23 protein-coding genes are annotated in these 24,343 nt (G+C 67.8%); 16 read left to right on the top strand and 7 right to left on the bottom strand.

Annotation, left to right across the window (positions count from 1 at the left end; all coding sequences use genetic code 11):
- The first annotated feature begins 32 nt into the window (after positions 1 to 32).
- Complete coding sequence (locus JL11_RS12310) at positions 33 to 896, top strand: YihY/virulence factor BrkB family protein (protein ID WP_182713208.1); 864 nt, start codon at positions 33 to 35, stop codon at positions 894 to 896.
- 10 nt (positions 897 to 906) lie between these two features.
- On the opposite strand, the gene JL11_RS12305 is transcribed toward JL11_RS12310, so the two are convergent.
- Together JL11_RS12305 and JL11_RS12300 are read right to left on the bottom strand one after the other, a co-directional pair.
- Complete coding sequence (locus JL11_RS12305; RefSeq protein ID WP_054765913.1) at positions 907 to 1,134, bottom strand: sulfurtransferase TusA family protein; 228 nt, start codon at positions 1,132 to 1,134, stop codon at positions 907 to 909.
- Positions 1,131 to 1,622: a CinA family protein gene (locus JL11_RS12300; RefSeq protein WP_054765912.1), complete on the bottom strand. Its 492-nt coding sequence runs from the start codon at positions 1,620 to 1,622 to the stop codon at positions 1,131 to 1,133. The genes JL11_RS12305 and JL11_RS12300 overlap by 4 nt, the downstream gene beginning before the upstream one ends.
- 40 nt (positions 1,623 to 1,662) lie before the next feature.
- On the opposite strand from JL11_RS12300, the gene JL11_RS12295 reads away from it, so the two are divergent.
- Positions 1,663 to 3,960, top strand: a complete 2,298-nt coding sequence (locus tag JL11_RS12295) for a spermidine synthase (RefSeq protein ID WP_054765911.1) — start codon at positions 1,663 to 1,665, stop codon at positions 3,958 to 3,960.
- Positions 3,961 to 3,970: 10 nt separating this feature from the next.
- Here the strand turns inward: JL11_RS12295 and JL11_RS12290 are convergent, their stop codons facing one another.
- The gene (locus tag JL11_RS12290) at positions 3,971 to 5,125 is read right to left on the bottom strand and encodes a bifunctional 2-C-methyl-D-erythritol 4-phosphate cytidylyltransferase/2-C-methyl-D-erythritol 2,4-cyclodiphosphate synthase (protein ID WP_054765910.1); all 1,155 of its coding nucleotides are present in this window, start codon (positions 5,123 to 5,125) and stop codon (positions 3,971 to 3,973) included.
- 93 nt (positions 5,126 to 5,218) lie between these two features.
- On the opposite strand from JL11_RS12290, the gene dusB reads away from it, so the two are divergent.
- The 7 genes from dusB (at position 5,219) to JL11_RS12255 (ending at position 14,126) form a co-directional block, all read left to right on the top strand.
- Positions 5,219 to 6,274, top strand: coding sequence for a tRNA dihydrouridine synthase DusB (gene dusB, locus JL11_RS12285; RefSeq protein WP_054765909.1), 1,056 nt, complete (start codon positions 5,219 to 5,221; stop codon positions 6,272 to 6,274).
- Positions 6,271 to 8,538 (top strand): sensor histidine kinase NtrY-like, encoded by a 2,268-nt coding sequence (locus tag JL11_RS12280; RefSeq protein WP_054765908.1) that lies wholly within the window; start codon positions 6,271 to 6,273, stop codon positions 8,536 to 8,538. The genes dusB and JL11_RS12280 overlap by 4 nt, the downstream gene beginning before the upstream one ends.
- 10 nt (positions 8,539 to 8,548) lie before the next feature.
- Positions 8,549 to 9,955, top strand: a complete 1,407-nt coding sequence (gene ntrX / locus JL11_RS12275) for a nitrogen assimilation response regulator NtrX (RefSeq protein WP_054765907.1) — start codon at positions 8,549 to 8,551, stop codon at positions 9,953 to 9,955.
- A complete protein-coding gene (locus tag JL11_RS12270) occupies positions 9,955 to 10,818 on the top strand; it encodes a D-amino-acid transaminase (RefSeq protein WP_054765906.1) in 864 nt (287 codons plus the stop codon). The genes ntrX and JL11_RS12270 overlap by 1 nt, the downstream gene beginning before the upstream one ends.
- 104 nt (positions 10,819 to 10,922) lie before the next feature.
- A complete protein-coding gene (hfq, locus tag JL11_RS12265) occupies positions 10,923 to 11,168 on the top strand; it encodes an RNA chaperone Hfq (protein WP_054766962.1) in 246 nt (81 codons plus the stop codon).
- Entirely contained in the window at positions 11,169 to 12,482 is a 1,314-nt protein-coding gene (gene hflX / locus JL11_RS12260; protein WP_054765905.1) for a GTPase HflX, read from the top strand. It begins immediately after the preceding gene.
- Between the two features lie 3 nt (positions 12,483 to 12,485).
- Positions 12,486 to 14,126: a Na+/H+ antiporter gene (locus JL11_RS12255; RefSeq protein ID WP_054765904.1), complete on the top strand. Its 1,641-nt coding sequence runs from the start codon at positions 12,486 to 12,488 to the stop codon at positions 14,124 to 14,126.
- 3 nt (positions 14,127 to 14,129) lie between these two features.
- Here JL11_RS12255 and JL11_RS12250 read toward each other — a convergent pair whose 3' ends face one another.
- From JL11_RS12250 to JL11_RS12240, 3 genes are read right to left on the bottom strand one after another with little or no spacing between them, the layout of a single operon-like run.
- Positions 14,130 to 14,786 carry an HAD family hydrolase gene (locus tag JL11_RS12250; RefSeq protein ID WP_054765903.1) on the bottom strand — a complete coding sequence of 219 codons (657 nt, stop codon included), beginning with the start codon at positions 14,784 to 14,786 and terminating at the stop codon, positions 14,130 to 14,132.
- A gap of 8 nt (positions 14,787 to 14,794) precedes the next feature.
- On the bottom strand, positions 14,795 to 15,589 hold the full coding sequence (gene mazG, locus JL11_RS12245; protein ID WP_082382702.1) for a nucleoside triphosphate pyrophosphohydrolase: 795 nt from the start codon (positions 15,587 to 15,589) through the stop codon (positions 14,795 to 14,797).
- Complete coding sequence (locus JL11_RS12240) at positions 15,586 to 16,944, bottom strand: MFS transporter (RefSeq protein WP_054765902.1); 1,359 nt, start codon at positions 16,942 to 16,944, stop codon at positions 15,586 to 15,588. The genes mazG and JL11_RS12240 overlap by 4 nt, the downstream gene beginning before the upstream one ends.
- A 135-nt stretch (positions 16,945 to 17,079) precedes the next feature.
- Between JL11_RS12240 and JL11_RS12235 the strand changes: the two genes are divergently transcribed.
- The 3 genes from JL11_RS12235 to ygiD all read left to right on the top strand — a co-directional run bounded on the left by JL11_RS12235 (position 17,080) and on the right by ygiD (position 19,454).
- Positions 17,080 to 17,937 carry a M15 family metallopeptidase gene (locus JL11_RS12235; protein ID WP_054765901.1) on the top strand — a complete coding sequence of 286 codons (858 nt, stop codon included), beginning with the start codon at positions 17,080 to 17,082 and terminating at the stop codon, positions 17,935 to 17,937.
- A 151-nt stretch (positions 17,938 to 18,088) separates the two neighbouring features.
- Entirely contained in the window at positions 18,089 to 18,691 is a 603-nt protein-coding gene (wrbA, locus tag JL11_RS12230) for an NAD(P)H:quinone oxidoreductase (RefSeq protein WP_054765900.1), read from the top strand.
- A 4-nt stretch (positions 18,692 to 18,695) separates the two neighbouring features.
- Positions 18,696 to 19,454, top strand: coding sequence for a 4,5-DOPA dioxygenase extradiol (gene ygiD, locus JL11_RS12225; protein WP_082382701.1), 759 nt, complete (start codon positions 18,696 to 18,698; stop codon positions 19,452 to 19,454).
- Between the two features lie 6 nt (positions 19,455 to 19,460).
- Here the strand turns inward: ygiD and JL11_RS12220 are convergent, their stop codons facing one another.
- A complete protein-coding gene (locus JL11_RS12220) occupies positions 19,461 to 21,014 on the bottom strand; it encodes an AMP-binding protein (protein WP_054765899.1) in 1,554 nt (517 codons plus the stop codon).
- A gap of 183 nt (positions 21,015 to 21,197) precedes the next feature.
- Here JL11_RS12220 and lipA point away from each other — a divergent pair, with 183 nt between their 5' ends.
- The 4 genes from lipA to JL11_RS12200 are packed head-to-tail and all read left to right on the top strand — an operon-like array spanning position 21,198 to position 24,280.
- Positions 21,198 to 22,160: a lipoyl synthase gene (gene lipA / locus JL11_RS12215; RefSeq protein WP_054765898.1), complete on the top strand. Its 963-nt coding sequence runs from the start codon at positions 21,198 to 21,200 to the stop codon at positions 22,158 to 22,160.
- Positions 22,161 to 22,167: 7 nt separating this feature from the next.
- Positions 22,168 to 22,620, top strand: a complete 453-nt coding sequence (locus JL11_RS12210; protein WP_054765897.1) for a type II toxin-antitoxin system RatA family toxin — start codon at positions 22,168 to 22,170, stop codon at positions 22,618 to 22,620.
- Complete coding sequence (locus JL11_RS12205) at positions 22,617 to 23,732, top strand: NAD(P)/FAD-dependent oxidoreductase (RefSeq protein ID WP_054765896.1); 1,116 nt, start codon at positions 22,617 to 22,619, stop codon at positions 23,730 to 23,732. Before JL11_RS12210 ends, JL11_RS12205 begins: the two co-directional genes overlap by 4 nt.
- A complete protein-coding gene (locus JL11_RS12200; RefSeq protein ID WP_054765895.1) occupies positions 23,729 to 24,280 on the top strand; it encodes a sugar O-acetyltransferase in 552 nt (183 codons plus the stop codon). The genes JL11_RS12205 and JL11_RS12200 overlap by 4 nt, the downstream gene beginning before the upstream one ends.
- The last annotated feature ends 63 nt before the right edge of the window (positions 24,281 to 24,343 follow it).

The following is a 24,343-nucleotide window of genomic DNA, read 5'->3' as shown; positions in this document are numbered from 1 at the left end:
GCGCCTTCACCCGCAGCTGGGGCCGGGACGTCATGCTCTACACGGGGGGCGTTTCCTTCTTCGCCCTTCTGGCCGTCTTTCCGGCCATCGCCATCCTGATCGGCGTCTATAAGCTGGGCCTGTCGATCAATGAGGTCAGCGCCCAGGCCGCCGCCCTGTCCGACCTGTTGCCGCGCGCGGCCCAGACCATTTTTCACGACGAGATCGCCCGGTTGGCCAAGGCTTCCGCCCGGACCGTCTCGGCCCAGAGCGCCTTCGCCCTGTTCGTCGGCGCCTACGCCGCCCATCGAGGGTTCAAGGCGTTGCTGGCGGGACTTAATCTCATTCACGATGAGACTGAGCCTCACGGCTTCTTCAAATTCAATCTACTGGCCTTTTTCGTCGCCATATTCGCCTTCGCCCTGTTCACCGTCGTGTCCGGCGCCGTGGTGACGGCGCGGATTCTGGCCCATGCCGCCTCGCCGGGGGCGAGGGGGGACAATGCGGGTCTGATGCCGCTCGACGCCCTGCTGCCCGCCCTGGGCCTGGTGGTGGGGCTGACGTTGCTCTATCGCTACGCCATGAGTCACCGGACGCCGGTGGCCTGGCTGCCGTCGATCACCGGAGGGCTGGTGGCCACCCTGATGTCGGTGGTCTCATCCTGGCTCTGCGCCATCTATGTCGAACAGATCGCGCCTCTGGGAGCGACCTATGGCTCGGTCGGGGCCGTGGTGGTTTTGCTGATCTGGCTGTCCTGGAACGTCAACGCCATCTTCTACGGCGGCGCCTTCGCGACCGAGATGGAGATCGCCGCCGGGGCCGAGAGGGCGGAACAGGCGCGCAGGGCCTCCGCCGCGGCGGATGTGGTCGATCTGTCGGAACGGCGGGCCAGCCGCCGCACGCGGTCGCGGACCTAGGGTCGAAAACTCAGCCCGCTTCGACCAGAAGGCGCAGGACGCCGTCGACCTCTTCGATCGAAATCACGCGGCCCTGCTTCTGAGCCATTAGAAACGGCGCGTCGATGCGCGCCATAGGGTCGGTCGCCAGAAGGACGAAACGGGCGCCGGCCGCCGCCCCGGCCATGGCCTTTTGCAGCCTGAGGCTGGGCGCCGGGCAGCGGTGGCCTCGGGCGTCGACGACGACGGGTTCGGTCACGATGCGGCTCGCTCCGCCAACATCTCCAAGGCGACCCTGAGCGCCGCCATCCGGACCGCGTCGCGCCCCAGGTCGCCGAACCGCTCCATCCTGTGGACCAGCCCGCCCGGACCCAGGGCCGCGAAATGGACCAGGCCGACCGGCTTGTCCGGGCCGCCGCCGCCCGGCCCCGCAATTCCGGTGACGGAGACGCTGACGCTCGCGTTCGACTGGGCTGCGGCGCTTTCGGCCATGGCGCGGGCCGTCGGCTCGGAGACGGCGCCGTGGGCGATCAGGGTCGCCTCCGGCACGCCCAGCATCTGTTGCTTGGCGGCGTTGCTGTAGGTGACGAAGCCGCGATCCAGAACCGCAGATGAACCGGGGACGGCCGTCAGGACGGCGGAGACCAGGCCGCCGGTGCAGCTTTCCGCCGTGGCGATCATCAGGCCCCGCTCGGCCGCGGTTGCGACGATCTGTTGCGCCAGTCGCAGGATGTCTTGTGAGAACATGCGCTTTCCATAGGCCGCGAGTCCCGCTCTAACCAGCACCATGACCGATGTGGTTCAAGCCGAAAGCGCGGCGCGCCCGAACCCTGGGCGGCTGACGCCTCTCCTGTTCGCGCTGGCCGTCTTCACCTCGGCCTGTCTGGTCTTCGTCGTTCAGCCGATGGCGACCAAGCTGATCCTGCCCAGCCTGGGCGGATCGCCGTCGGTGTGGAACGCCGCCATGGTCTTCTTCCAGACCGCGCTGCTGGCCGGCTACGGCTACGCCCACGCCCTGCAGCGCATCGGGTCGATGCGGCTTCAGGTGCTGGTTCATCTGGCGCTTCTGCTGGCCGCAGGCCTGTCTTTGCCCCTGCGGATCAGCGGCGTCCTGGGCGATCCCGATCCAAACGCGCCCACGGCCTGGCTTCTGGCGACCCTGACCCTCTCGATCGGGGCCCCCTTCGCCATTCTTTCGGCCACCGCGCCCCTGCTTCAAGCCTGGTATGCGCGGGCGCGGGCGGGCCAGGCGGACGCGAAGAACCCCTATGTCCTCTATGCCGCTTCGAACCTGGGCAGTTTTCTGGCCCTGCTGGCCTATCCGGTCCTGATCGAACCCCTGGCCAGTCTTTCGCTCCAGCGCCTGGGCTGGAGCCTGGGCTATGGTCTGTTCCTGGTGATGGTCGCCGGCCTGGGCGCCCTGGCCTGGTCCGGCCGCGGGGTCCGAACGGGTGCGGCGGCAGAGCCCGCGCCCCTGGAGGCGGGGCCGCTGATCGCCTGGCGCGAGAAGGGGTTGCTGATCCTGCTGGCGGCCGTTCCGTCGAGCCTGATGCTGGGTGTGACGGCGCATCTGTCGACCGACGTGGCCTCTGCGCCCTTCCTCTGGGTCATTCCTCTGGCCCTCTATCTGCTGACCTTTGTCATCGCCTTTCAGAACCGACCGGTCCTGCCGCTCCCCCTGACGCTGGCGATCCAGGCGGGGGTGCTGGCGGCCGGCTGCGCCCTGGTCGCCTTTCGGACCACGGAGTGGCTGTTCGTCTTCGTCGTCAATCTGACAGCCTTCTTCTTCTGCGCCCTGATGTGCCATCAGCGGATGGCCGAGCGGCGTCCTGCGCCGGGCCGGCTGACGGAATTCTATCTGCTGCTGTCGCTGGGCGGCGTCCTGGGCGGCGTCTTCAACGCCCTGATTGCGCCCCTGATCTTCAACATGGTCTGGGAATATCCGCTGGCGCTGGTCGCCGTCGGCCTTTTGCGGCCATGGGGCGAAGGCGAGGTGCGGCGATGGGAGATCATCGCCTGTGTGATCGGGGGCCTGGTCGCCCTTGCCGGACCGCTGGGTCTGGCCCTGGTGCGCTACGCCCCCGACATTCGCGCGGTCGTCCCGGACGCCGAACTGGTGCGGATCGCCCAGGCGGTGATCGGCGTCGCCGCCCTGTTCGCCTTCCTGCTGAGGGACCGGGCGATCATGTTCACCGTCGTTCTGGGAGCCATGGTCTGGTCCGGCTACCATGTCGCGCGGGGCTATGACTGGGCCCTGACGGAGCGCAGCTTCTTCGGGGTCATGCGTGTGGCCGATACCGACGTCGCGGGTCTGGGGGGACCGGTTCATGTGCTGATGCACGGCACCACCCTGCACGGCGCCCAGGCGCAGTCGGAACCGCACCGTTGCTCGCCAACCCTCTATTACGCCACGGCGACGCCTCTGGGGCAGGCGGCCCTGATGGCCCAGGCGCACCGGCCGGACGGCGCCCGGATCGGGGTCGTGGGCCAGGGCTCGGGGGCCATGGCGGCCTATAAGCGCCGCCAGGACCAGATGAGCTTTTTCGAGATCGACCCGATGGTGGATAGGCTGTCGCGCGATCCGCGCTGGTTCAGCTTCATCAATGGTTGCGCCGAAGGACCGATCCGGACGGTGCTGGGCGACGCCCGACTGACCATGGCGCGGGAGGCCGCCGGTTCCTATGACCTGCTGATCATCGACGCCTTCAGCTCCGACGCCGTACCGACCCATCTGCTGACCCAGGAGGCCATCGCCGGCTATCTGCGGCTTTTGAAGCCGGACGGGGTGGTGGTGCTGCACCTGTCCAACCGCAATCTGGACATCACCCTGCCGGCCGAGGCGGCGGCCGCGGCCCTGGGGGCGCCGGCTCTTCACCAGATTTATCGGGAACGGTCGGACGCGCCGCTGATGGCGGAATCCTCGACCGAGGCTCTGGTGATCGGCAAGAGCGAAGCGGCCCTGGCGCCCTATCGCGAAGATCCGCGCTGGCGCAGGCTGTCGCCCACGGAGGTGCGGCCGTGGACGGACGACTACGTGAACCTGTTCGGAGCCCTGGTGCGGCAGATGCGGCTGGCCGCGCGCTGAAGGCGCCGGATCAGGCCGAGACCGGCATCTCCACCGTCGCCGCCGCCTGGGCGGCCAAGCCTTCGCCTCGGCCGGTGAAGCCCAACCCTTCGGATGTGGTGGCCTTCACGCTGACGCAGTCCAGCGGCAAGGCCAGCAGATCGGCGATCCGTTCGCGCATGGCCTGCCGGTGCGGCTTCACCTTCGGACGTTCGCAGATCAGGGTCACGTCAACATTGACGATGCGGCCGCCGCGCGCCGCCACCAATTCGGCGGCGTGGATCAGAAACTGGTCGGAGGCGGCGCCCTTCCACTTCGGGTCGGTGGGGGGGAAATGATCGCCGATGTCGCCGGCGGCGATCGCTCCCAGCAGGGCGTCGGTCAAGGCGTGCAGCCCGGCGTCGGCGTCCGAATGGCCGATCAGGGTCTGATCATGAGGAATTTCGATCCCGCACAGCCAGACTGATTCTCCGGGGCCCCAACGATGGACGTCGAAACCCGTCCCCATGCGGGACTGGTAACGGGTCTCTTGCGACAGCAGGGCCTCGGCCATGGCGAAATCCTCGGGATAGGTGAGTTTCATCAGCCGGGCGTCGCCGGCGACCAGGGCGATCCGGCCGCCGTGACGGCGCACCACCACGGCCTCGTCGGTCGGGGTCTCGGCCGGGTTCCAGGCGGCATAGGCCGATTCCAGGAGCCCACGGCGGAACGCCTGAGGGGTCTGGGCCCGCCAGAGGTCCTCGCGGTCCACCGCCTCGGCCATCAGCCCGTCCGATCCCCGGCGCAGGCTGTCGGCGACGGCCAGGACGGGCAGGGCGCCGTCGGCCTGATCCAGGGCGGCGACGACGCGGGCGATGACGGGGGCGTCCAACAGCGGGCGGGCGGCGTCGTGGACCAGCACGGGCTGGTCGCCGGGACAGGTGAGGGCCGCCAGTCCTGCGCGAACGGACTCCGCCCGCGTCGTCCCGCCGACCACGGCGCGCCACCCCGTCAGCCCGTCCAGCACCTCGGCGGCGCGATCCCGAGCGTCGGAGGCTACGACCACGACCAGCTCCTGGGCGCCGGCGTCCAGAAGCGCTTGGGCGGACCAGCGCAGAACCGGCTTTCCGCCCAGGGTCCGCCACTGTTTTTCGCCGCCGGCCCGCGTTCCGGAACCGGCCGCGACAATGATGGCTGAGAAGATCATGACGTCTTCTAGAGCGCGACGTTCAGCGGGGAAACCGTCAATCCGCCGCTGTCGCGCTTGACGAAAGGGCGCGCAATGCGGCGAAAGGCGGGAATGTCCAAGTCCTTGACCATCGGCGACGTCACCGTGCCCGGCCGCGTGCTGATGGCGCCGATGACCGGCGTCACCGATCTGCCGTTCCGCATCCTAGCCTCCAAACTGGGCGCGGCCTATGTGGCGACCGAGATGGTGGCGGCCAAGGAGCTGGCGCGGGCTCGGCCCGACGTGGTGCGGCGCGCCGCCGTGGGCGCGGGCCTGCCGCTGACCGTGATCCAGTTGGTCGGGCGGGATCCGGGCCAGATGGCCGAGGGGGCGCGCATGGCCGAACAGGCCGGTGCGGACATCGTCGATCTGAACTTCGGCTGTCCCGCAAAGGAGGTGACGGGTTCGGCCGCCGGATCGGCCCTGATGCGGACGCCTGACCTGGCCTGTCGCATCATGGAGGCCGTGGTGAGGGCCACCGGCCGTCCGGTCACGGTCAAGATGCGGCTGGGCTGGGATGACGACAGCCGAAACGCCGCGGATCTGGCTGTGCGGGCCGAGGCGCTCGGTGTGAGGGCTGTGACGGTCCATGGACGAACCCGCCAGCAGTTCTATACCGGAAGGGCGGACTGGGACGCCGTGGGCGCCGTAAAGGCGGCCGTTCGCATTCCCGTCATCGTCAACGGCGACATCGTCACGCCTGAAGACGCGCGCACGGCCCTTGAGCGGTCCGGCGCCGACGGTCTGATGCTGGGACGAGGCGTCTACGGCCGGCCCTGGCTGGCGGCCCATTTGGAACAGGCGCTGAGCGGCGTGACGGCGCCCCAGGAGCCGGGGCCGGAGGCGCGACTGGCGATCGTGATCCACCATCTGAGGGCCTCGATCGACTTCTACGGCCTGCCGCTGGGGCTGAAGATGTTCCGCAAACATCTGGGCTGGTACATCGAACAGGCGCCCTGGCCGGCCGATCCGCAACACCGTCGCGAGGCCAAGGCAAGAATTTGCCGCCTGGACGATCCCGCGGCCGTCGAGCAGGAAATGGCGGGGCTGTGGCGGCGAAATTTACCTGACTGTTTCAATTCGGCTGTTGAAACGCCGCCACAGTTCGCGGACACTGCTGTGGCATGACGGATACGCCCTCAGCCGTGACCTCTCGCACCGACCCTTCGTCGGGCGACGAGTCGTTCTGGGGGCGTTTTGAAACCGAGCGGGCGCGGGCGGGCTTCGGTTTAGCCTACGCCTTGGCCGTCATCATCACGGCGGCGGCGGTATGGCTGGTCGCGGTGGCGCCGGGCGCCAGCGCCGGCGCTGCGCGAGGATCGGCCGGTCAGATCGTGCTGTTCGTCCTGATCGCCAATCTGATCCTGATTTCGGGTCTGGCCTTCATCGTGGGACGTCGCGTCCTGGTCCTAGCCCGCAGCACCAGCGAAGCGGGTTCGCGCCTGCACCTGCGGTTCGTGGCCCTGTTCTCGACGGTGGCGGTGATTCCGGCGGTTCTCATCGCCCTGGTCTTCGGTGTGCTCGTGACGCGGGGGGTCGATCAATGGTTCAGTCAGAACGTCCAGGCCTCGGTCGAAAACGGCGCCGTGGTCGGGCGCGCCTACATCCAGGACGTCGCCACAGCCGTCGATGCGGATCTCGTCACGATCGCGGATCAACTGACCAGCGCCCGCGGCCTGTTCGACGACCGGATCCAGTTCAACGACGCCTTGGCCCAGATCGGAGACATCTTCGGCTATCCCGCGATCTATATTCTTGACGGTGATCGGGAGGTGCTGGCGCGAGCGGAAGGACCGGGGGCGCCGCCCTATCTGGCTCCGCCGCGCTCCTATCTGGAAGACGCCGTCCAGGGCGGCAAGCCGCCGACGGACGTGACCCAGCACCCGGACACCGTGCGCTCCCTGATCGCCCTGCCAGCCTATGGCGACGCCTATCTTTATCTGGTGCGGCCGCTGCAGGACGGTCTGGTGGCGCGAATGAACGCTTCGAGCCAGTCGATCCAGGCCTATCGCGAAGCCCAGGAGAGCCGCGCCCGGATCCAATCGGCCTTCATTCTCAGCTATCTGGAGACCGCCCTGCTGGTCCTGGTTGGAGCGGTCTGGCTGGGCATGTCGGCGGCCAGCAGTATTTCGGCCCCGATCGGGCGGCTGGTGAAGGCGGCCGGTCAGGTGGCGGCGGGCGACTTCAGCGCCCGGGTGGACAGCGACGGGGCGCCGGGTGAAATCGCCACCCTGTCGGAGGCCTTCAACCGTATGACGGGCGATCTTCAGGCCCAGCAGTCGGCGCTGAAGGCGGCCAGCGAAGACGCCCAGGATCGCAGCCGCTTCATCGAGACAGTGCTGTCCGGCGTCAGCGCCGGGGTGATCGGTCTGGATCGGCGCGGACGAATCTCGGCCATCAACGACAGCGCCCTGCAACTGCTGCACATCGAAGAAGCCGAGGTTCTCGGCCGTGAACTGGCGACCTTGTCGCCCGAGCTCAGCGATCTGGTCGGACGGGTCGAGGCCCATATCGAAGAGGACATAGATCTGAGCCGCGAAGGCGAGACCCTGCGTCTGAGGGTGCGCATCGAGGGCGGTCAGGGCGGCGAGATGGTGCTGACCTTCGACGACATCACCCGGCTGGTCACGGCCCAGCGCAACGCCGCCTGGCGCGACGTGGCGCGGCGTATCGCCCATGAGATCAAGAATCCCCTGACCCCGATCCAACTGTCGGCTGAAAGGCTGAGGCGGAAATACAGGGACAAGGTGGACGAGGTGGAGATCTTCGACCGCTGCACCGACACCATCATCCGCCAGGTGGGGGACATCGGCCGGATGGTGGACGAATTCTCGTCCTTCGCCCGCATGCCCGCGCCGCGTTTCGGGGCGGCCAACCCCGCCGAAATGCTGCGAGAGGCGGTTTTCGCCCAGCGGGTGGCGGCCGCGGACATCGGCGTGGACCTGATCGAGCCCCTGCCCAAGGCGAGCCTGCGGTGCGACGCCCGGATGGTGGGACAGGCGCTGGTCAACATCCTGAAGAACGCGGGCGAATCCGTGGCGGCGCGGCGTGCCGCCGAAGGCGCAGCGCCCGGACCCGATGCGGCGGCCATCATCGCCTCCCTGATCATCGAGAACGAGACGGCCGTCTTTGTGGTGGAGGACGACGGCGTCGGCCTTCCCGCCAAGGACCGCGATCGCCTGATCGAACCCTATGTGACCACGCGCGAAAAGGGCACGGGCCTGGGCCTGGCCATCGTCAAACGCATCTGCGAGGACCACGGCGGCGAGCTGAAGCTGGCGGACGCCGAGACCCTGCGCGGCGCCCGCGTGTGCCTGATCTTCCCCCTGAAACCCCACGGCAAGACCGGCGATGCGACGGAGCGCAAGCTCCAGAGCGTCGTCGCCGAATAAGCGAGGCAAGATGCGACCTACCGGTTCCGACATTCTGGTCGTCGACGACGAGGCGGACATCCGCGATCTGGTTTCGGGCCTGCTCGAGGATGAGGGGCACGCCGTGCGCGTGGCCGCCAATTCCGACGAGGCCCTGGCGGCGATCCGCGCACGGAAGCCGTCGCTGGCGATCCTCGACATCTGGATGCAGGGCGGCGGTCTGGACGGGCTGGAACTGCTGGAGGTGGTCAAGGAGATCGACCTCGACCTGCCGGTGGTGATGATCTCGGGCCACGGCAATATCGAGACGGCGGTGACCGCGCTGAAGCGCGGCGCCTATGACTTTATCGAAAAGCCGTTCAAGTCGGATCGGCTGGTGGTGGTGGTCGAGCGGGCGATCGAGGCGGCGACGCTGAAACGCGAGAACCGCCGTCTGCGCGCGCAGACGATGACGCCGTCCGGCCTGATCGGCCGCTCCCAGGCGGCCCAGGCCCTGCGCAGCACCATCGCCAAGGTGGCCCAGGCCAACAGCCGGGTGCTGATTTCCGGTCCGGCCGGGTCGGGCAAGGAGCTTGTGGCGCGTCAGATCCACGAAGCCAGCCCGCGCGCGCGCGCCGAGTTCGTCGCCATCTCGGCCGCCGGAATGACGCCCGAGCGACTGGACATCGAACTGTTCGGGGAAGAGGGACAGGACGGCCGGCCGCGCAAGATCGGGGTGTTCGAGCGGGCGCACAACGGCACCCTCTATCTGGACGAGATCAGCGACATGCCGCGTGAGAGTCAGAGCCGCATCCTGCGGGTTCTGGTGGATCAGCGCTTCCGTCGGGTCGGCGGCGAACAGGACGTGCAGGTCGATGTGCGCGTCGTCACATCCACTTCGCGAGACCTGAAGACGGAGATTGCCGAAGGCCGGTTCCGTGAGGACCTGTTCCACCGCCTGAACGTCGTGCCGATCCGGGTGCCGGCCCTGTCGGAGCGGCGCGAGGACATCGCCGAACTGGTCGACTATTTCGTCGAGACCATCAGCGCGTCCCAGGGCCTGCCGCGCCGGATCGTCGGCGAGGACGCGGTGGCGGTGCTTCAGGTCCATCCCTGGCCGGGCAACATCCGCCAGCTGCGCAACAACATCGAGCGGCTGCTGATCCTGGCGACAGGCGATCCGAACGAGCCGATCACCGCCGACATGCTGCCGCAGGAGGTCGCCACCTCGAACAGCCCTTCCTCCAGCCTGGGGGCGGAGCGCACCATCGCCCTGCCGCTGCGCGAAGCGCGCGAGGTGTTCGAACGCGAGTATCTGGCCGCCCAGATCATGCGCTTCGGCGGCAACATTTCCCGCACAGCCGCCTTCATCGGCATGGAGCGGTCGGCTCTGCATAGAAAGCTGAAGTCGCTGGGTGTCTCTCCGGCGCGAGGCGGAGATGAGGACGAGGCCGACTGATGTCCCGCGTCGCCTATGTGAATGGAACCTATCAGCCGCACGGCGAAGCCGTGGTCCATGTGGAGGATCGGGGCTTTCAGTTCGCCGACGGGGTCTATGAGGTCTGGTCCGTGTTCGACGGTCGGCTGGCGGATTTCGACGGCCATATGACGCGGCTGCATCGCAGCCTCAATGAACTGCGCATCGACATTCCCATGTCGGTCGCCGCCCTGACGCGGGTGCTGCGCGAGACGATCCGGCGCAACCGGGTGAAGAACGGCATCGTCTACCTGCAGGTCACGCGCGGCACGGCGCGGCGCGACCATCCCTTTCCCGCGCCGGGGACGCCGCCCAGCGTCATCGTCACCGCCAAGTCCATCTCGCCCGCACGAGGAGAAGCTCAGGCGAAAAAGGGCGTCGCCGTCCTGACCCAGCCGGACATCCGCTGGGGACGCTGCGACATCAAGACGGTGGGGCTCTTGCCGAACATCCTGGCCAAACAGGCGGCGCGGGAGGCCGGCGCCTATGAGGCCTGGTTCGTCGACGACATGGGCCTCGTGACCGAAGGCTCCTCGACCAACGCCTGGATCGTGGATGAGAACGGAAAGCTGCGCACCCGCGACACCCAGGCCAACATCCTGAAGGGCTGCACGCGCACCACCCTGATGACCCTGATCGAGGAACAGGGCCTCGAACTGGACGAGCGCCCCTTCAGCGTCGAGGACGTCAAGCGCGCGCGCGAAGCCTTCTTCACGGCCGCCGGCGCTTTCGTGACCCCCGCGATTTCGATCGACGGAACCAAGATCGGGGACGGCAAGCCGGGGCCGATTACGTTGAAGCTGCGGCGGCTCTATCTTGAACGCGCGCGTCGAGAGGCCATTTAGGGCGTTGCCGGAGCGGGGAGGCGGCGTCTAAGGTCGCTGCCGGCCCGTTCGGCCCCGACGCCGCTCCCATGGCGACGAACAACCAAGAACAGGAAAAACCTGCCATGTCGCAAGACAAACGCCAGAACCTTCAGGACACCTTCCTCAACTCGGTCCGCAAGACCAAGACGCCGCTGACCATCTTCCTGGTCAATGGGGTCAAGTTGCAGGGAATCGTGACCTGGTTCGACAACTTCTGTGTGCTGCTGCGCCGCGATGGCCAGTCCCAGCTGGTGTACAAGCACGCCATCTCCACCATCATGCCGTCCGCGCCCGTGCAGCTGTACGAGCCCGACGCCGAAGACGATTGATTGACCCAAAAACTGATTGATCACGCCGCCCCGGTTCAGCGGGCGGTCGTCATCCACCCTGACGGCCGGTCCGAATCGCCGCGTCTCGCCGAAGAACGGCTGGAGGAGGCGTCCGGCCTGGCCCGCGCCCTGGACCTGGATATCCGCGGCGAGGAGATCGTGCGCGTCCGCAAGGTCGCGCCAGCGACCCTGTTCGGAAGCGGCAAGGTCGAGGAGCTGGCCGCCCTGATGCGGGCAGCCGAGGCCGATGTCGCCGTCATCGACGACGCCCTGACCCCGGTGCAGCAACGCAATCTGGAGAAGGCGTGGGAGGTGAAGGTCATCGACCGCACCGGCCTGATCCTGGAAATCTTCGGCCGCCGCGCGCGGACCAAGGAAGGCCGGCTGCAGGTCGAACTGGCCCGACTCGACTATGAACGGTCGCGCCTGGTGCGGACCTGGACCCACCTGGAGCGCCAGCGCGGCGGCACCGGCTCGACCGGCGGTCCCGGCGAAACCCAGATCGAGCTGGACCGGCGTCTGATCGCCGACCGGATCGTGCGGCTGAAGGCCGAGCTGGAGGAGGTGCGCCGCACGCGCGGCCTGCATCGCAAACAGCGCCAGAAGGTCCCGTTTCCGACCATCGCCCTGGTCGGCTACACCAACGCCGGCAAGTCGACCCTGTTCAACCGGCTTACGGGATCGGAGGTCTTCGCCAAGGATCTGTTGTTCGCCACCCTGGACACGACCCAGCGCACCATCCGCCTGCCGCAGGGCCGCCCGGCCATTGTGGCCGATACGGTCGGCTTCATCTCCGACCTGCCGCACGAACTGGTCGAAAGCTTCCGCGCCACTCTGGAAGAGGTCGGCGAGGCCGATCTGATCCTGCACGTCCGCGACATCGCCTCGGCCGACAGCGACGCCCAGGCCAAGGACGTCGAGGCCGTGCTGAAACAGATCGAGACCCCCGAGGGCAAGACCCGCCGGGTGCTGGAGGTCTGGAACAAGATCGACCTGCTGGACGAGGAGGCCCACGAAACCATTCTTGGTCAGGCCGAACGTCTGGCCAAGGACGGCGAGGCGGTCGCCGTCTCGGCCTGGACGGGCGAGGGGATCGAACGCCTGCGCCAGACCATCGCCGGCCTGATCGACGACGATCCGGAGACGCGCCTGACCCTGTCGCCCGAACAGGGCGAGGCGCTGGCCTGGCTTTATGAACATGGCCGGGTGACGAGGCGGGACGCGGAGGAGGATGGCCGCACCCATGTCACAGTGAGGCTTCATCCTGCCGCCCTGGGGCGGTTCGAGCGCCTGTATCCCGGCCTGACCGACTGAACCATGCATCTGATCGAGACCGTCCTGCTGCTGCTTCTGGCCGTCGTGGTGTCGGGATCGGTCGCGCGGATCACCCGTATCGCCCTGCCGCTGGTGCAGATCGGTCTGGGGGCCGCCATCGTCCTGGCGACCGGGACGACGGTCGATCTGAAGCCGGACATCTTCTTTCTGCTGTTCCTGCCGCCCCTGCTGTTTCTGGACGGTTGGCGCATCCCCAAGGAGGCCCTGTTTCGCGACCGGGCCGTGATCCTGGAACTGGCCCTGGGGCTGGTGCTGTTCACCGTCATCGGCCTGGGCTTCATGATCTGGTGGATGATCCCCGAGATGCCCTTGCCGGTGGCCTTCGCCCTGGCGGCGATCCTGTCTCCGACCGACCCAATCGCCGTCCAGGCCATCGCTGCGCGGGCCCCGATACCCAAGCGGCTGATGCATATTCTGGAAGGGGAGTCGCTGCTGAACGACGCCACGGGCTTGACCTGTATGCGGATCGCGGTCGTGGCGGCGACCACCGGCGCCTTTTCCTTGGGCGGGGCGGTGGCGACCTTCGCCTGGCTGTCTGTGGTCGGGGTGGCGACGGGCGTGCTGGTCACAATCGCCATCAGCTACGTTAAGGGTTTCGTCAGTCGGCGCTGGGGCGAGGATGTCGGGGCGCAGATCCTGGTCAGCCTGCTGATCCCCTTCGCCGCCTATCTGGTCGCGGAAGAGCTGAGGGCGTCGGGCATATTGGCCGCCGTGGCGGCGGGCGTGACCATGAGCTTCACCGAGCGGGGCGGCGGCGTAGGCGGCCAGTCCCTGGCCATGACCCGTATCCGGCGCGGGGTGGTGTGGGACACGGTCCAGTTCGTCGCCAATGGCATCATCTTCGTGATTCTGGGCCAGCAGATGCCTTCCATAATGGCGCGCGCGGCCGAGGTGGTGCGGGGCACCAGCCGGCCCGAGGTCTGGTGGCTGGCTGTCTATGTCCTGGCCATTGTCGCGGCCCTAGCGGCCTTGCGTTTCGTCTGGGTGTGGACGTCGCTGAGGCTGACCCTGTTTCGGCGCCGCCATCGCGGGCCGCCGCCCAAGGTCGGACTGCGGCTGACCATGGTCATGTCTCTGGCGGGGGTGCGGGGCGCCATCACCCTGGCGGGCATCCTGACCGTGCCCTTCTTCCTCGCGGACGGCTCGCCGATGCCGTCCCGCAATCTGGCGATCTTCCTGGCGGCTGGGGTGATCATCGTCTCCCTGCTGCTCGCCACCTTCGCCTTGCCGCGTCTGATGAAGGGGGTGGAGCTGCCCCCCGAACCGTCACAGGAGCGGGAAGAGGACAGAGGGCGCGTCGCTGCCGCCTCGGCCGCCCTGCGCGCCCTGGAGGATGCGTCCCACGCCATGGCCGAGGGCAAGGCCAACCCTGACCTCTATTCCGACGTCGCCAGTCGGATCATGGAGATCTATCGCCGCCGCATCGAGACCCATACCCGCACCGAAGAAGACGACGCGGCCGTGGCGCGCAAGATCGATCAGGTGGAGCGCAAGCTCTGGCTGGCGGCGCTCGCGGCGGAGCGGGAAGAGCTCGGCCGGATGGCGCGCTTACGCCGGCTGGACGAGGTGACGGCGCGCAAGATGATCCGCGAGGTCGATCTGCAGGAACTGCGCTACCTTTGACGCTCAGCGGTCCATGAAGGCCGCGACCGCCGCATAGCTGTCGGCGATATGGTGGGCGCCGCGGGCGACCAGACGGTCGGCGTGGCCGTCGCGGACATGGCCTCCGGCGGTCAGGCCCACCACCGTCATGCCGGCGGCGACCCCGGCTGTGACGCCCGCCTCGCTGTCCTCGATGACCAGGACGCGGCCCGGATCGACACCCATGCTTTCGGCGGCGTGCAGGAAGATGTCGGGGTGGGGCTTGCCGCGCTCGACCGCCAGGCCGGTGAAGACGGCGCCGTCGAAATGATCGGTCAGGCCGAACAGGTCCAGGCCGACGCCGATCCAGTCAGGGCCGCTGGACGAGGCGATGCAGCGCGCCTCGGACCGGGCGGCGACGAAGTCGATCAGGCCGGGCACGGGCTTCAGATGGAGCGGGGCGCGGGCCCGGCAGGCAGCGAACCAGGTGGTGTGGAAATCCTCCGGGCAGGGCCGGCCCAGGGCCGCCTCGACCACCGGCCGGTTGTCGCGCCAGCGCCGGCCCGTATAGGCGGCGAGGACATCGTCCAGGCTGGTGGGCAGGCCGATGGCGGTCAGCTGCTCGGCCATGACGGTGCTGTTCAGCACCTCGCTGTCGGCGACCACGCCGTCGTAGTCGAAGATGATCAGGTCGTAGGTCATGCGGCGGCTCAGGAGGACGAGCCGGCCTTCTCGGCCGCCTTTGCGGCGTCCCAGAGGCGGTCCATCTCCTCCAGCGTCGATTGGTCGGGGGTGCGGCCGGACTTGGCCAGTTCCGCCTCGATGAAGCCGAAACGGCGCACGAACTTGGCGTTGGCGGCGCGGAGCGCATCCTCGGGCTCGACATCCAGCTTGCGGGCCAGGTTGGCGACGACGAACAGCAGGTCGCCCAGCTCCTCGCGGGCCTTGGCCTGATCGCCGGCGGCGATCTCGACGCGCAGCTCCTCGACCTCTTCGGCCAGCTTGTCGAACACCTCGTCGGTCGAGGGCCAATCGAAGCCGACGCGGCCGGCGCGTTTGGTCAGTTTGGCGGCGCGGGTCAGGGCGGGCAGGCCGACGGGGACATCGTCGAGGACGCCGGGCTTCTTGCGGTCCTTGCGTTCGGCGGCCTTGATGGCTTCCCAGGCCACGGTCTGTTCTTTTGAAGTCCGTTGGGCTTCGTCGCCGAAGACATGGGGGTGGCGGCGTTCCAGCTTGTCGGCGATGGCCGTGACCACGTCGTCGAAGGCGAACAGGCCCTGTTCCTCGGCCATGCGGGCGTGGAAGACGACCTGGAACAGCAGGTCGCCCAGTTCACCCTTCAGTTCGACCAGATCGTTACGCTCGATGGCGTCGGCGACCTCGTAGGCCTCCTCGATCGTATAGGGGGCGATGGTGGCGAAGGTCTGCTCCACGTCCCAGGGGCAGCCGCCGTCCGGGTCGCGCAGCCGCTCCATGATGGACAGAAGCCGGTCGATCGGCCTCATGCCCGCGCCTCCGCGTCGCGGGCGTCCAGGGCCTTGCGGATCTCGTTATGGCGCGCGGCGGTCAGCGGATAGTTCTTCAGCACCCAGGCAGTCAGGGCCAGAAGCAGGCCGGGGACGGCGATGAACAGGATCTGAAGCGTCAGAAGGGAGGTGTCGCTGTTGCCGTTCGGCCCGGGCACGGCGCGGAAGCCGACCTTTTCGAGGACGAAATAGGGGAGCAGGGCGAGGACGTGGCCGATCTTGGTGGTGGCCGAGAGGATGGACAGCATCAGGCCGGTGCGGTCGACGCCCGTCTCGAACCGCTCCTGATCGCCGGCGTCGGCCATCATGGCGCGGGTCAGGAACAGGCCGGCGGCGTAGGGCAGGCCGGCGATGAACATGACCACGGCGGTCAGGGCGAAATTGCCGCCGGGGACCAGGGTGGCGCCGATATAGAGGACGGCCGAGACGAGGCTGGCGATCGCCAGGCCCCGGTCCTTGCCGACACGGGTCGCCAGCCAGGCCCAGAAGGGAGCGCCGCACAGGCCGGCGACGAAATAGAACAGCATGAAGAGCCCGGCCTCGGTGTGGTCGTAGCCGCGGATCTGGCCGAAGAAGAAGAACAGCAGCGAACCGGTGATGCCCGGCGCCACGCCCAGCAGCAGATCGGCGATCAGCAGCTTGCGCACCACGGGCGTCTTCAGCAGGGCCAGATAGGCGCCGAGGCTGCCGTGCGGTTGGTCCCCGGCGGTGACGGGCTCGGGCACGGCGACCATGGCCAGGCCGATGGTGACCGGCAGGGCGATGATGATGCCCCAGCCCATGATCCGCACCCCGTCGGCATAGGTTCCGATGCCGGTCTGGACCACCACGGTCGGGAGAACCAGGATCAGCACCACCCCGATGATGTTGAATACCTGCCACCAGCCGTAGACGCGGCTGCGCTGGTCATACTGGGGCGCAAGGACGGCGGCCCAGCCCAGCTGGCCCAGGGTGCCGATGGAGAAGCCCAGGTAGAGGAACAGCAGCCAGCCGAACAGATAGACCGCCGGGGCGCCCGGCTGGACCAGGACGAACATCATCAGGGCCGCCAGCATCAGCATGGGGGTGGCCAGGGCCATCCAGGGGCGGTAGCGACCGAAACGGGTCCGGGTCTTGTCCATGCCCCAGCCGAGGAAGGGGTCGAAGACGATGTCGATCAGCCGCACGGCCATGAAGACGGTCGCGACCACGCCCAGCTCCAGACCCACATAGGTGGCGTAGAACTCCGGCAGGGTGACGGGCAGGGCCACGCCGAAGGCCGCCAGCGGCAGGCAGGGGCCGGAGAAGGCGGCGAGCACGGCGTTGGAGCGACGGGGCGCGGCGGCGGCGGTCATGCGACGGGTCCGGGACAGCCCGGATGAGTCGGGCCGACGCAAGATTGCAGGTTTGGACGCGGGAGCGGAGTCGGATTCGGGCGGACGGCCGTCTGCGCGCTTGCTCCTGAGGGCCGCTTGAGGCTTGCTGGGGGCATGTGGCGAAGCTGTCTCGCGTTCCTGACTCTCTGGCTGGTCTTGGCCTTCGCCGGCGTAGCGCGCGCGGCGGGGCCCTGCCACACCAACGCCGACGTCTGGGGCGAGGAGGCCCTGGCCAATGCGGCCTCGGCCTATGGACTGGAGTGGGCGCCGTTCGGGGCGACAGAATTTGGGTGGATGGCCTATGCGCCCCTGATCCAGCAGGAGCTGCACACCCAGTGCGGCCCCGGTACGCCGGTCTTCGCCTCACAACTGGCGGGATTCCAGCAGACCCACGGCCTGGCGCCGACAGGCCTGTTCGACGCCGGGACCTTCCAGGTGTTGCGCGGGCTGTGGCAGGAGCGGCGGCCTTTCGTGATGGCGCGGATCCGTGGCGAATGCCCTGATCCGCCGCCGATCAACCAACTGGGCTATCTGGTCGCGTCAGAAGAGCACGCCGACCGGCTGACCCGGCTGTTGCGGCGTGACGTGCTGGACGCCTATCGCCGGATGGTCGCCGCCGCACGGGCAGAGGTTCCCGAGATCGCCGCCGATCCCGAACTGCTGCAGATCTTCTCAGGCTTCCGGGACCCCGAGGCGGACGCCGCCCGCTGCGCCCAGCAGGGCAATTGCGACGGCCTGCGCCGCGCCGTCTGTTCGCCCCACCGGACGGGCGCGGCGGTCGATCTGTACGTCGGCCAGGCGCCGGGCCGGGGCGTCGACTCGACGGCGGCGGCCAGTCGCGAATATATGGCGCGCGGGGCGACCTATCGCTGGCTGGTCGCCAACGCCGGGCGGTTCGGCTTCGTCCCCTATGTCTATGAACCCTGGCACTGGGAATATGTGCGGCCCTGGGATCCTTCGTTCGCGCCCTGAGCCGGTTGGACGAGCCTCCGGTTTTCATTTCAGTTTTTGACCGAAACCATCGCGAAAGCCGAGAGGGGGCTTGCATGGCGTCAAGCGAGACGCCAAGTTAGCAACGGTCGTTGTTGCGAATGACGGCCGTGACATTCAACGGAGTCCTCCCTTGCCCAAGATTCTCGTCCTCTACCACTCGACCTACGGCCATCTGGAAATCATGGCCGAAGCCGTCGCCGAAGGCGCGCGTCAGGTCGAAGGCGCCGTGGTCGACATCAAGCGCGTGCCGGAGACCGTGCCGGAAGAGCTGGCCAAGGCTTCGCACTACAAGCTGGATCAGAAGGCGCCGATCGCGAAGATCGACGACCTGAAGGACTATGACGCCATCATCATCGGCGCCGGCACCCGCTTCGGCTCGGCCGCCTCTCAGATGCGCGCCTTCCTGGACCAGGCCGGCGGCCTGTGGTTCACCGGCGCCCTGATCGGCAAGATCGGCGGCGCCTTCACCGCCACCGCGACCCAGCACGGCGGTCAGGAGACCACCTTCCAGGGTCTGCACAACTTCTTCATGCACCACGGCATGCCGGTGGTCGGTCTGCCGTATTCGTTCCAGGCCCAGATGACCCTGGACGCGGTGCACGGCGGCTCGCCCTATGGGGCGACGACGATCACGGGCGGCGACGGCTCGCGCATGCCCAGCGAGATCGAGCTGGACGGCGCCCGTTTCCAGGGCAAGCATATCGCCGAACTGGCCAAGAAGCTGCACGGCTGATCCGATGCGCCAGCCCGCGCTCTTCTTCGGTCACGGTTCGCCGATGAACGCCCTGGGCGGTCCCTACGGGGCCGCCTGGCGCGACCTGGGCGAGGCCGTGGGCAAGCCCGAGGGGATGGTGATGATCTCCGCCCACTGGGAGACGCGCGGGCTGGGCGTCACGGCGCAGGAGAAGCCCGAGACCATCCATGATTTCGGTGGTTTCCCGCGCGAACTTCACGAGATGCAGTATCCCGCGCCCGGCTCGCCAGCCCTGGCGGCCCGAGTCGCGGACCTGACCGGGGCGGTGCAGACGACGCAGTGGGGCCTGGATCACGGGACCTGGTCGGTGCTTTGCCATGTCTGGCCAGAGGCCGATGTGCCGGTGGTCCAGTTGTCGCTGAACCGCGAGCTGACGCCGCGCCAGCATTACGAGCTGGGCAGGACCCTGAGACCGCTGCGGGACGAGGGAATCGTGATCGCCGGCTCGGGCGACTTCGTCCACAATCTGCGCACCTGGAAGCGCGAGGAAGGGGCAGAACCCTACGCCTGGGCGACCGGGTTCAATGAGGCGGTGAAGGCGGCGTTCGAGCGCGGCGACCATGAGGCCCTGATCGACTGGGTCGGTCTGGCCGAGGACGCCCAGCTGAGCGTGCCGACCGACGAGCACTTCCTGCCCGTGCTCTATGTGGCCGCCCAGCAGGCGGTCGGGGAGGCGGTGAGCTTCTTCAACGACCGGATCGACGGCGGTTCGATCTCGATGACGGGGGTGCGGATCGGGTGAGCCCGATCACGCCGCCTTGTCGCCCTCGACCATCTTCTGGATCGTCACATAATCAGTCTTGCCGGTGCCCAGGACAGGGACCTCGGCGACCTTGACGATCTTCTTGGGGACGATCAGCTCAGGCGCGCCGTTGGCGCGGGCCCATTCCGCCAGGGGCGCCACCTCGGCCCCGGCGTGGTCGGTGACCAGGACCAGTTTTTCGCCCTTTCGGGTGTCTGGAATGGAGACGACGGCGTGACGCTGGTCCGGCCAGACCGCACCGGCTATGCTCTCGACCGCCGTGAGGGAGACCATTTCGCCGCCGATCTTGGCGAAGCGTTTGGCGCGCCCCTTGATGGTGACATAGCCCTCGGCGTCGACATCGACGATGTCGCCGGTGTCCAGCCAGTCGTCGCCCACCGCATCCCAGGCCAGGGGCTCGGCGGCCGTGACATAGCCGCTCATGATGTTGGGCCCCTTCAGGAACAGCCGGCCGCCCTCGTCGATTCCTTCAACCGGCTCCAGCTTCCAGTCCATGCCGGGCAGGATCTGACCGACCGTGCCGGGGGCGTTGCGGTCGGGATGGTTGACCGCCACCACAGGCGAGGCCTCGGTCGCGCCGTAGCCTTCCAGCAGTTCGACGCCGCCGAACTTGGTGTTGAACAGGTTGCGGGTCTCCTCGCGCACCTTTTCGGCGCCGGCGACGGCGAATTTGAGGGTGGCGAAGTCGCCGGGCTCGGCGACCCGGGCGTAATGGCTGAGGAAGGTGTCGGTCGCGAAAAGAATGGACGCCTTCACCTGGGGCAGCAGGTCGGTGATCTGTTTGGCGTGAAGCGGCGAAGGGTACTGGAAGGCCTTCAGACCCTGGAGCAGGGGCAGGACGACGCCGCCGGTCAGGCCGAAACAGTGGAAGGTCGGCAGGGGATTGAACATCACCCATTCCGGCAGAAGGTCGATATGGGCCGCGACCTGTCGGGCGTTAGCGACCAGGTTCTTCTGGCTCAGAACCACGCCCTTTGGCGTGCCGAAACTGCCCGAGGTGAACAGGACGACGCCCGGCGCGTCAGGGTCGGTCTTGACGCGGAACCGCTTTGGCGCGGCGCCGGCGGCGAGGCCGTACAGCTTGTCCTGAAGCCCGATGGTCTTGCGCACGTCGTCCAGCCAGACGATTTCGGCCACCGTCTTCAGTTCGGCGATCAGGTCGTCCAGCTTGGCCTGGTCGATGAAGCGTTTGGCGGTCAGGACCTTCTTGACGCCCGAGGCCTTGATGGCGGCCTTCAGATTGGCCTCGCCGGCGGTGAAGTTGAGCATGACCGGCACGCGGCCGTGGGCGTGCAGGCCGAAGAAGGTGACGACCACGCCCATGGACGAGGGCAGCAGGATGGCGACCCGCTCGCCCAGCTCGGTCATCTTCGCGATCTTGCGGCCAAGAACGAAGGCGGCGCGGATCAAGCCCGTGTAGGTGAGGGGGTGGCGATCCTGGTCCTCAAGGATCTCCTTGTCCCCGAACCGGGCGCGCGCCTCGATCAGGGCGTCGATCAGCGAGGTCTCGTACAGCGAAGGGTCCAGATCCTGGCGCAAACGCGTCTCCTGCGGAGGGCGCGACAGGCCCTCTCTGTTGTCGGGCGTCCGTCAATAATGACGCAACGGCGTCTTGAAAAGATGCGTAACGTCGCGTGAGTTCCCGGGGCGGCGATCGGGCGCGCCATCATCTGTAACCGCCTTTGGCTTGCCATTGGGCGCGGGAAGGCCGAAATACCGCCCATGGTCACCCTGATCGACACCCTTCAGCGCAAGCCGTCGGAGCTGCGCCACCCGGAGAAGCAGAACCGTCCGGAGTCGGTGGTTCTGAAAAAGCCCGACTGGCTGCGGGTCAAGGCGCCCGGATCGGGCCAGTACAACAACACCAAGGACATCGTTCGCTCCAAGGGGCTGCACACGGTCTGTGAAGAGGCGGCCTGCCCGAATATCGGCGAGTGCTGGAGCCAGAAGCACGCCACCCTGATGATCATGGGCGACACCTGCACGCGGGCCTGCGCCTTCTGCAACGTCAAGACGGGCCTGCCCCAGCCGCTGGACCCGGAGGAGCCGGGCAAGGTCGGGCTGGCGGTGTCGCAGATGGGGCTGAACCATGTGGTGATCACCTCGGTCGACCGCGACGACGTGGCCGACGGCGGGGCGGCTCACTTCGCCGAGGTGGTGCGCCAGATCCGCCTCCAGGCGCCGAACACCACAATCGAGATCCTGACGCCTGACTTCCTGCGCAAGGACGGGGCGGCGGCGGTGATGATCGACGCCAAGCCCGACGTCTTCAACCACAATCTCGAGACCGTTCCGCGCCTGTATCTGAAGATCCGGCCCGGCGCCCGCTACTTCCACAGCCTGCGCCTGTTGCAGATGGTCAAGGAGCGCGACCCGAACCAGTTCACCAAGTCCGGCATCATGGTCGGCCTGGGCGAGACCAAGGAAGAGGTCATGCAGGTGATGGACGACATGCGGTCCGCCGGCGTCGACTTCATCACCATCGGCCAGTACCTGCAGCCGACGCGCAAACACGCCGCCATCGACCGGTTCGTGACCCCTGAAGAGTTCAAGGCCTATGAGGCGATCGCCCGGGCCAAGGGCTTCCTGATGGTGTCGTCGTCGCCGCTGACCCGTTCGTCGCACCACGCCGGCGACGACTTCGCCCGGCTGAAGGCCGCGCGCGAGGCGCAGCTGCGCCGCTAAATTCCGTATGGCCGTCCACCGCGTAACGCGCATTCTTCCCTATGCGCCCGAACAGCTTGCCGATCTGGTCGCCGATGTGCGCGCCTATCCCGACTTCGTGCCCTGGGTCACCTCGATGCGGGTCTGGAACGCGCGGGCCGAAGGCGAGGGCGTGACCGTGCTGGACGCCGAGGCGGGGGTGGGCTTCTCCTTCCTGAAGGAGCGGTTCTCCACCTGGGTCCGGCATGATCGCAATGCGCCCAAGGTCGAGGTCGGTCTGCTGCGAGGGCCGTTCAAACATCTGAAGAACCGGTGGGAGTTCTTCCCGCATCCCGAAGGGACGCGGCTGGAGTTCATGATCGACTTCGCCTTCAAGTCCCGCATGCTGGATCTGATGCTGTCGGCCAATTTCGACCGGGCGGTGGAAAAGCTGATCGGCTGTTTCGAGGCCGAGGCGATGCGGAGGTACGGCAGGCGATGAGTTTCGATTTCGACGCGACCGTCGTGGGCGCCGGGGCCGTAGGCCTGGCCTGCGGTCGGGCGTTGTCGAAACGGGGCCTGACGGTGCTGGTGCTGGAGAAGGAAGGCCATGTCGGCCAGGGCGTCTCGTCGCGCAATTCCGAGGTGATCCACGGCGGCCTCTATTATCCGACCGCTTCGCTGAAGGCCCGCTTCTGCGTCGAGGGGCGGCGGGCGCTTTACGACTTCTTGGCCACTCACAAGATCGATCACTGGAAGTGCGGCAAGCTGGTCGTGGCGACCGAAGAGGCCGAGGTCGAGCGGATCGAGGCCATCTTCGAACAGGCGACGGCGAACGGGGTCGAGGGGCTGGACCACCTGACCGGCGCCCAGGCGCGGGCGCTGGAGCCGGAACTGAACGCCCACGCCGCCATCCTGTCGCCCGAGAGCGGCCTGTTCGACAGCCACGGCTATATGCTGGCCCTGCAGGGCGAGATCGAGGATGCGGGCGGATCGGTCGTGGTTTCGGCCCCGTTCGAGGGCGCAGAGCCCCTGCCGGGCGGCGGCTTCACGATCCGCGTGGGCGGGGAGGGGGCGATGGCGGTCTCCAGCCGTCTGCTGGTCACGGCGCCCGGTCTGGCGGCCCAGGCCGTGGCGGCGGCGATCGAGGGCTATCCGGCAGAGGACATCCCCGCCGGCCATTTCGGCAAGGGCGTCTATTTCCGGCTGGTCGGCAAGGCGCCGTTCGACCGGCTGATCTATCCGCCGCCGATTCCCGGCGCCCTGGGCACCCACTATCGCAAGGACCTGGGTGGTCAGGCGGTGTTCGGCCCGGACCTGGCCTATGTCGAGAGCGAGGACTATTCGGTCGATCCGGCCAAGGCGGAAGAGTTCGCCGGCTATATCCGTCGCTTCTGGCCGGGGCTGCCTGATGGAGCTTTGACCCCGGACTACGCGGGCATTCGGCCCAAGCTGCACGGGCCTGGCGAGCCGCAGCCGGACTTCCAACTGCACGGGGTCGAGCGCCACGGCATGGAGGGGCTGATGGCTCTGTTCGGCATCGAAAGCCCAGGTCTGACCAGCTCCCTGGCCATCGGCGAGGCCGTGGCCGCCGCCCTGACGGAGGCCGCATGACAGAAAGAGAAAAGATGCTGGCCGGCCTGCCCTATGATCCGGGCGATCCGGACCTGCGCGACGGCCGCGCCCGCGCCGTGGCCCTGACCGTCGCCATCAACGCCGAACCGGATCGAGACCGGCGTCGCGCCCTGGTCAACCAACTGGTCCGGGCGTCGGACGGCGCGGCGATCATCATGCCGGGCTTCTACTGCGACTATGGGGTCAATATCCATTTCGGGTCGAACGCCTTCGTCAACGCCAACAGCGTGTTTCTGGACTGCGCCGAGATCCGAATCGGCGACAACTTCCAGGCCGGTCCCGGCGTACAGCTGTTGACGCCCGAACATCCGCTGGACGCCGCCGAACGACGGGGACGGGAATCCGCCCGGCCCATCGTCATCGGCGACGATGTCTGGATCGGCGGCGGCGCGATCGTGCTTGCGGGAGTTTCCATCGGTGATCGGGCTGTGGTGGGGGCGGGCAGCGTGGTGACCCGAGACGTTCCGGCGGACGTCGTGGTGGTCGGCAATCCGGCCAAGATCGTCCGCCGCCTGACGCCCGCTTAAACGCCTTGAAATCGTCGCGCGGTTCATGCATAAGCCGCGCCTCGCGTGGCGGTCCGGTGGGCC

The organism is Brevundimonas sp. DS20, from assembly GCF_001310255.1.
Lineage (GTDB): Bacteria > Pseudomonadota > Alphaproteobacteria > Caulobacterales > Caulobacteraceae > Brevundimonas > Brevundimonas aurantiaca.
This window is presented reverse-complemented; position numbering and strand designations above follow the sequence as displayed.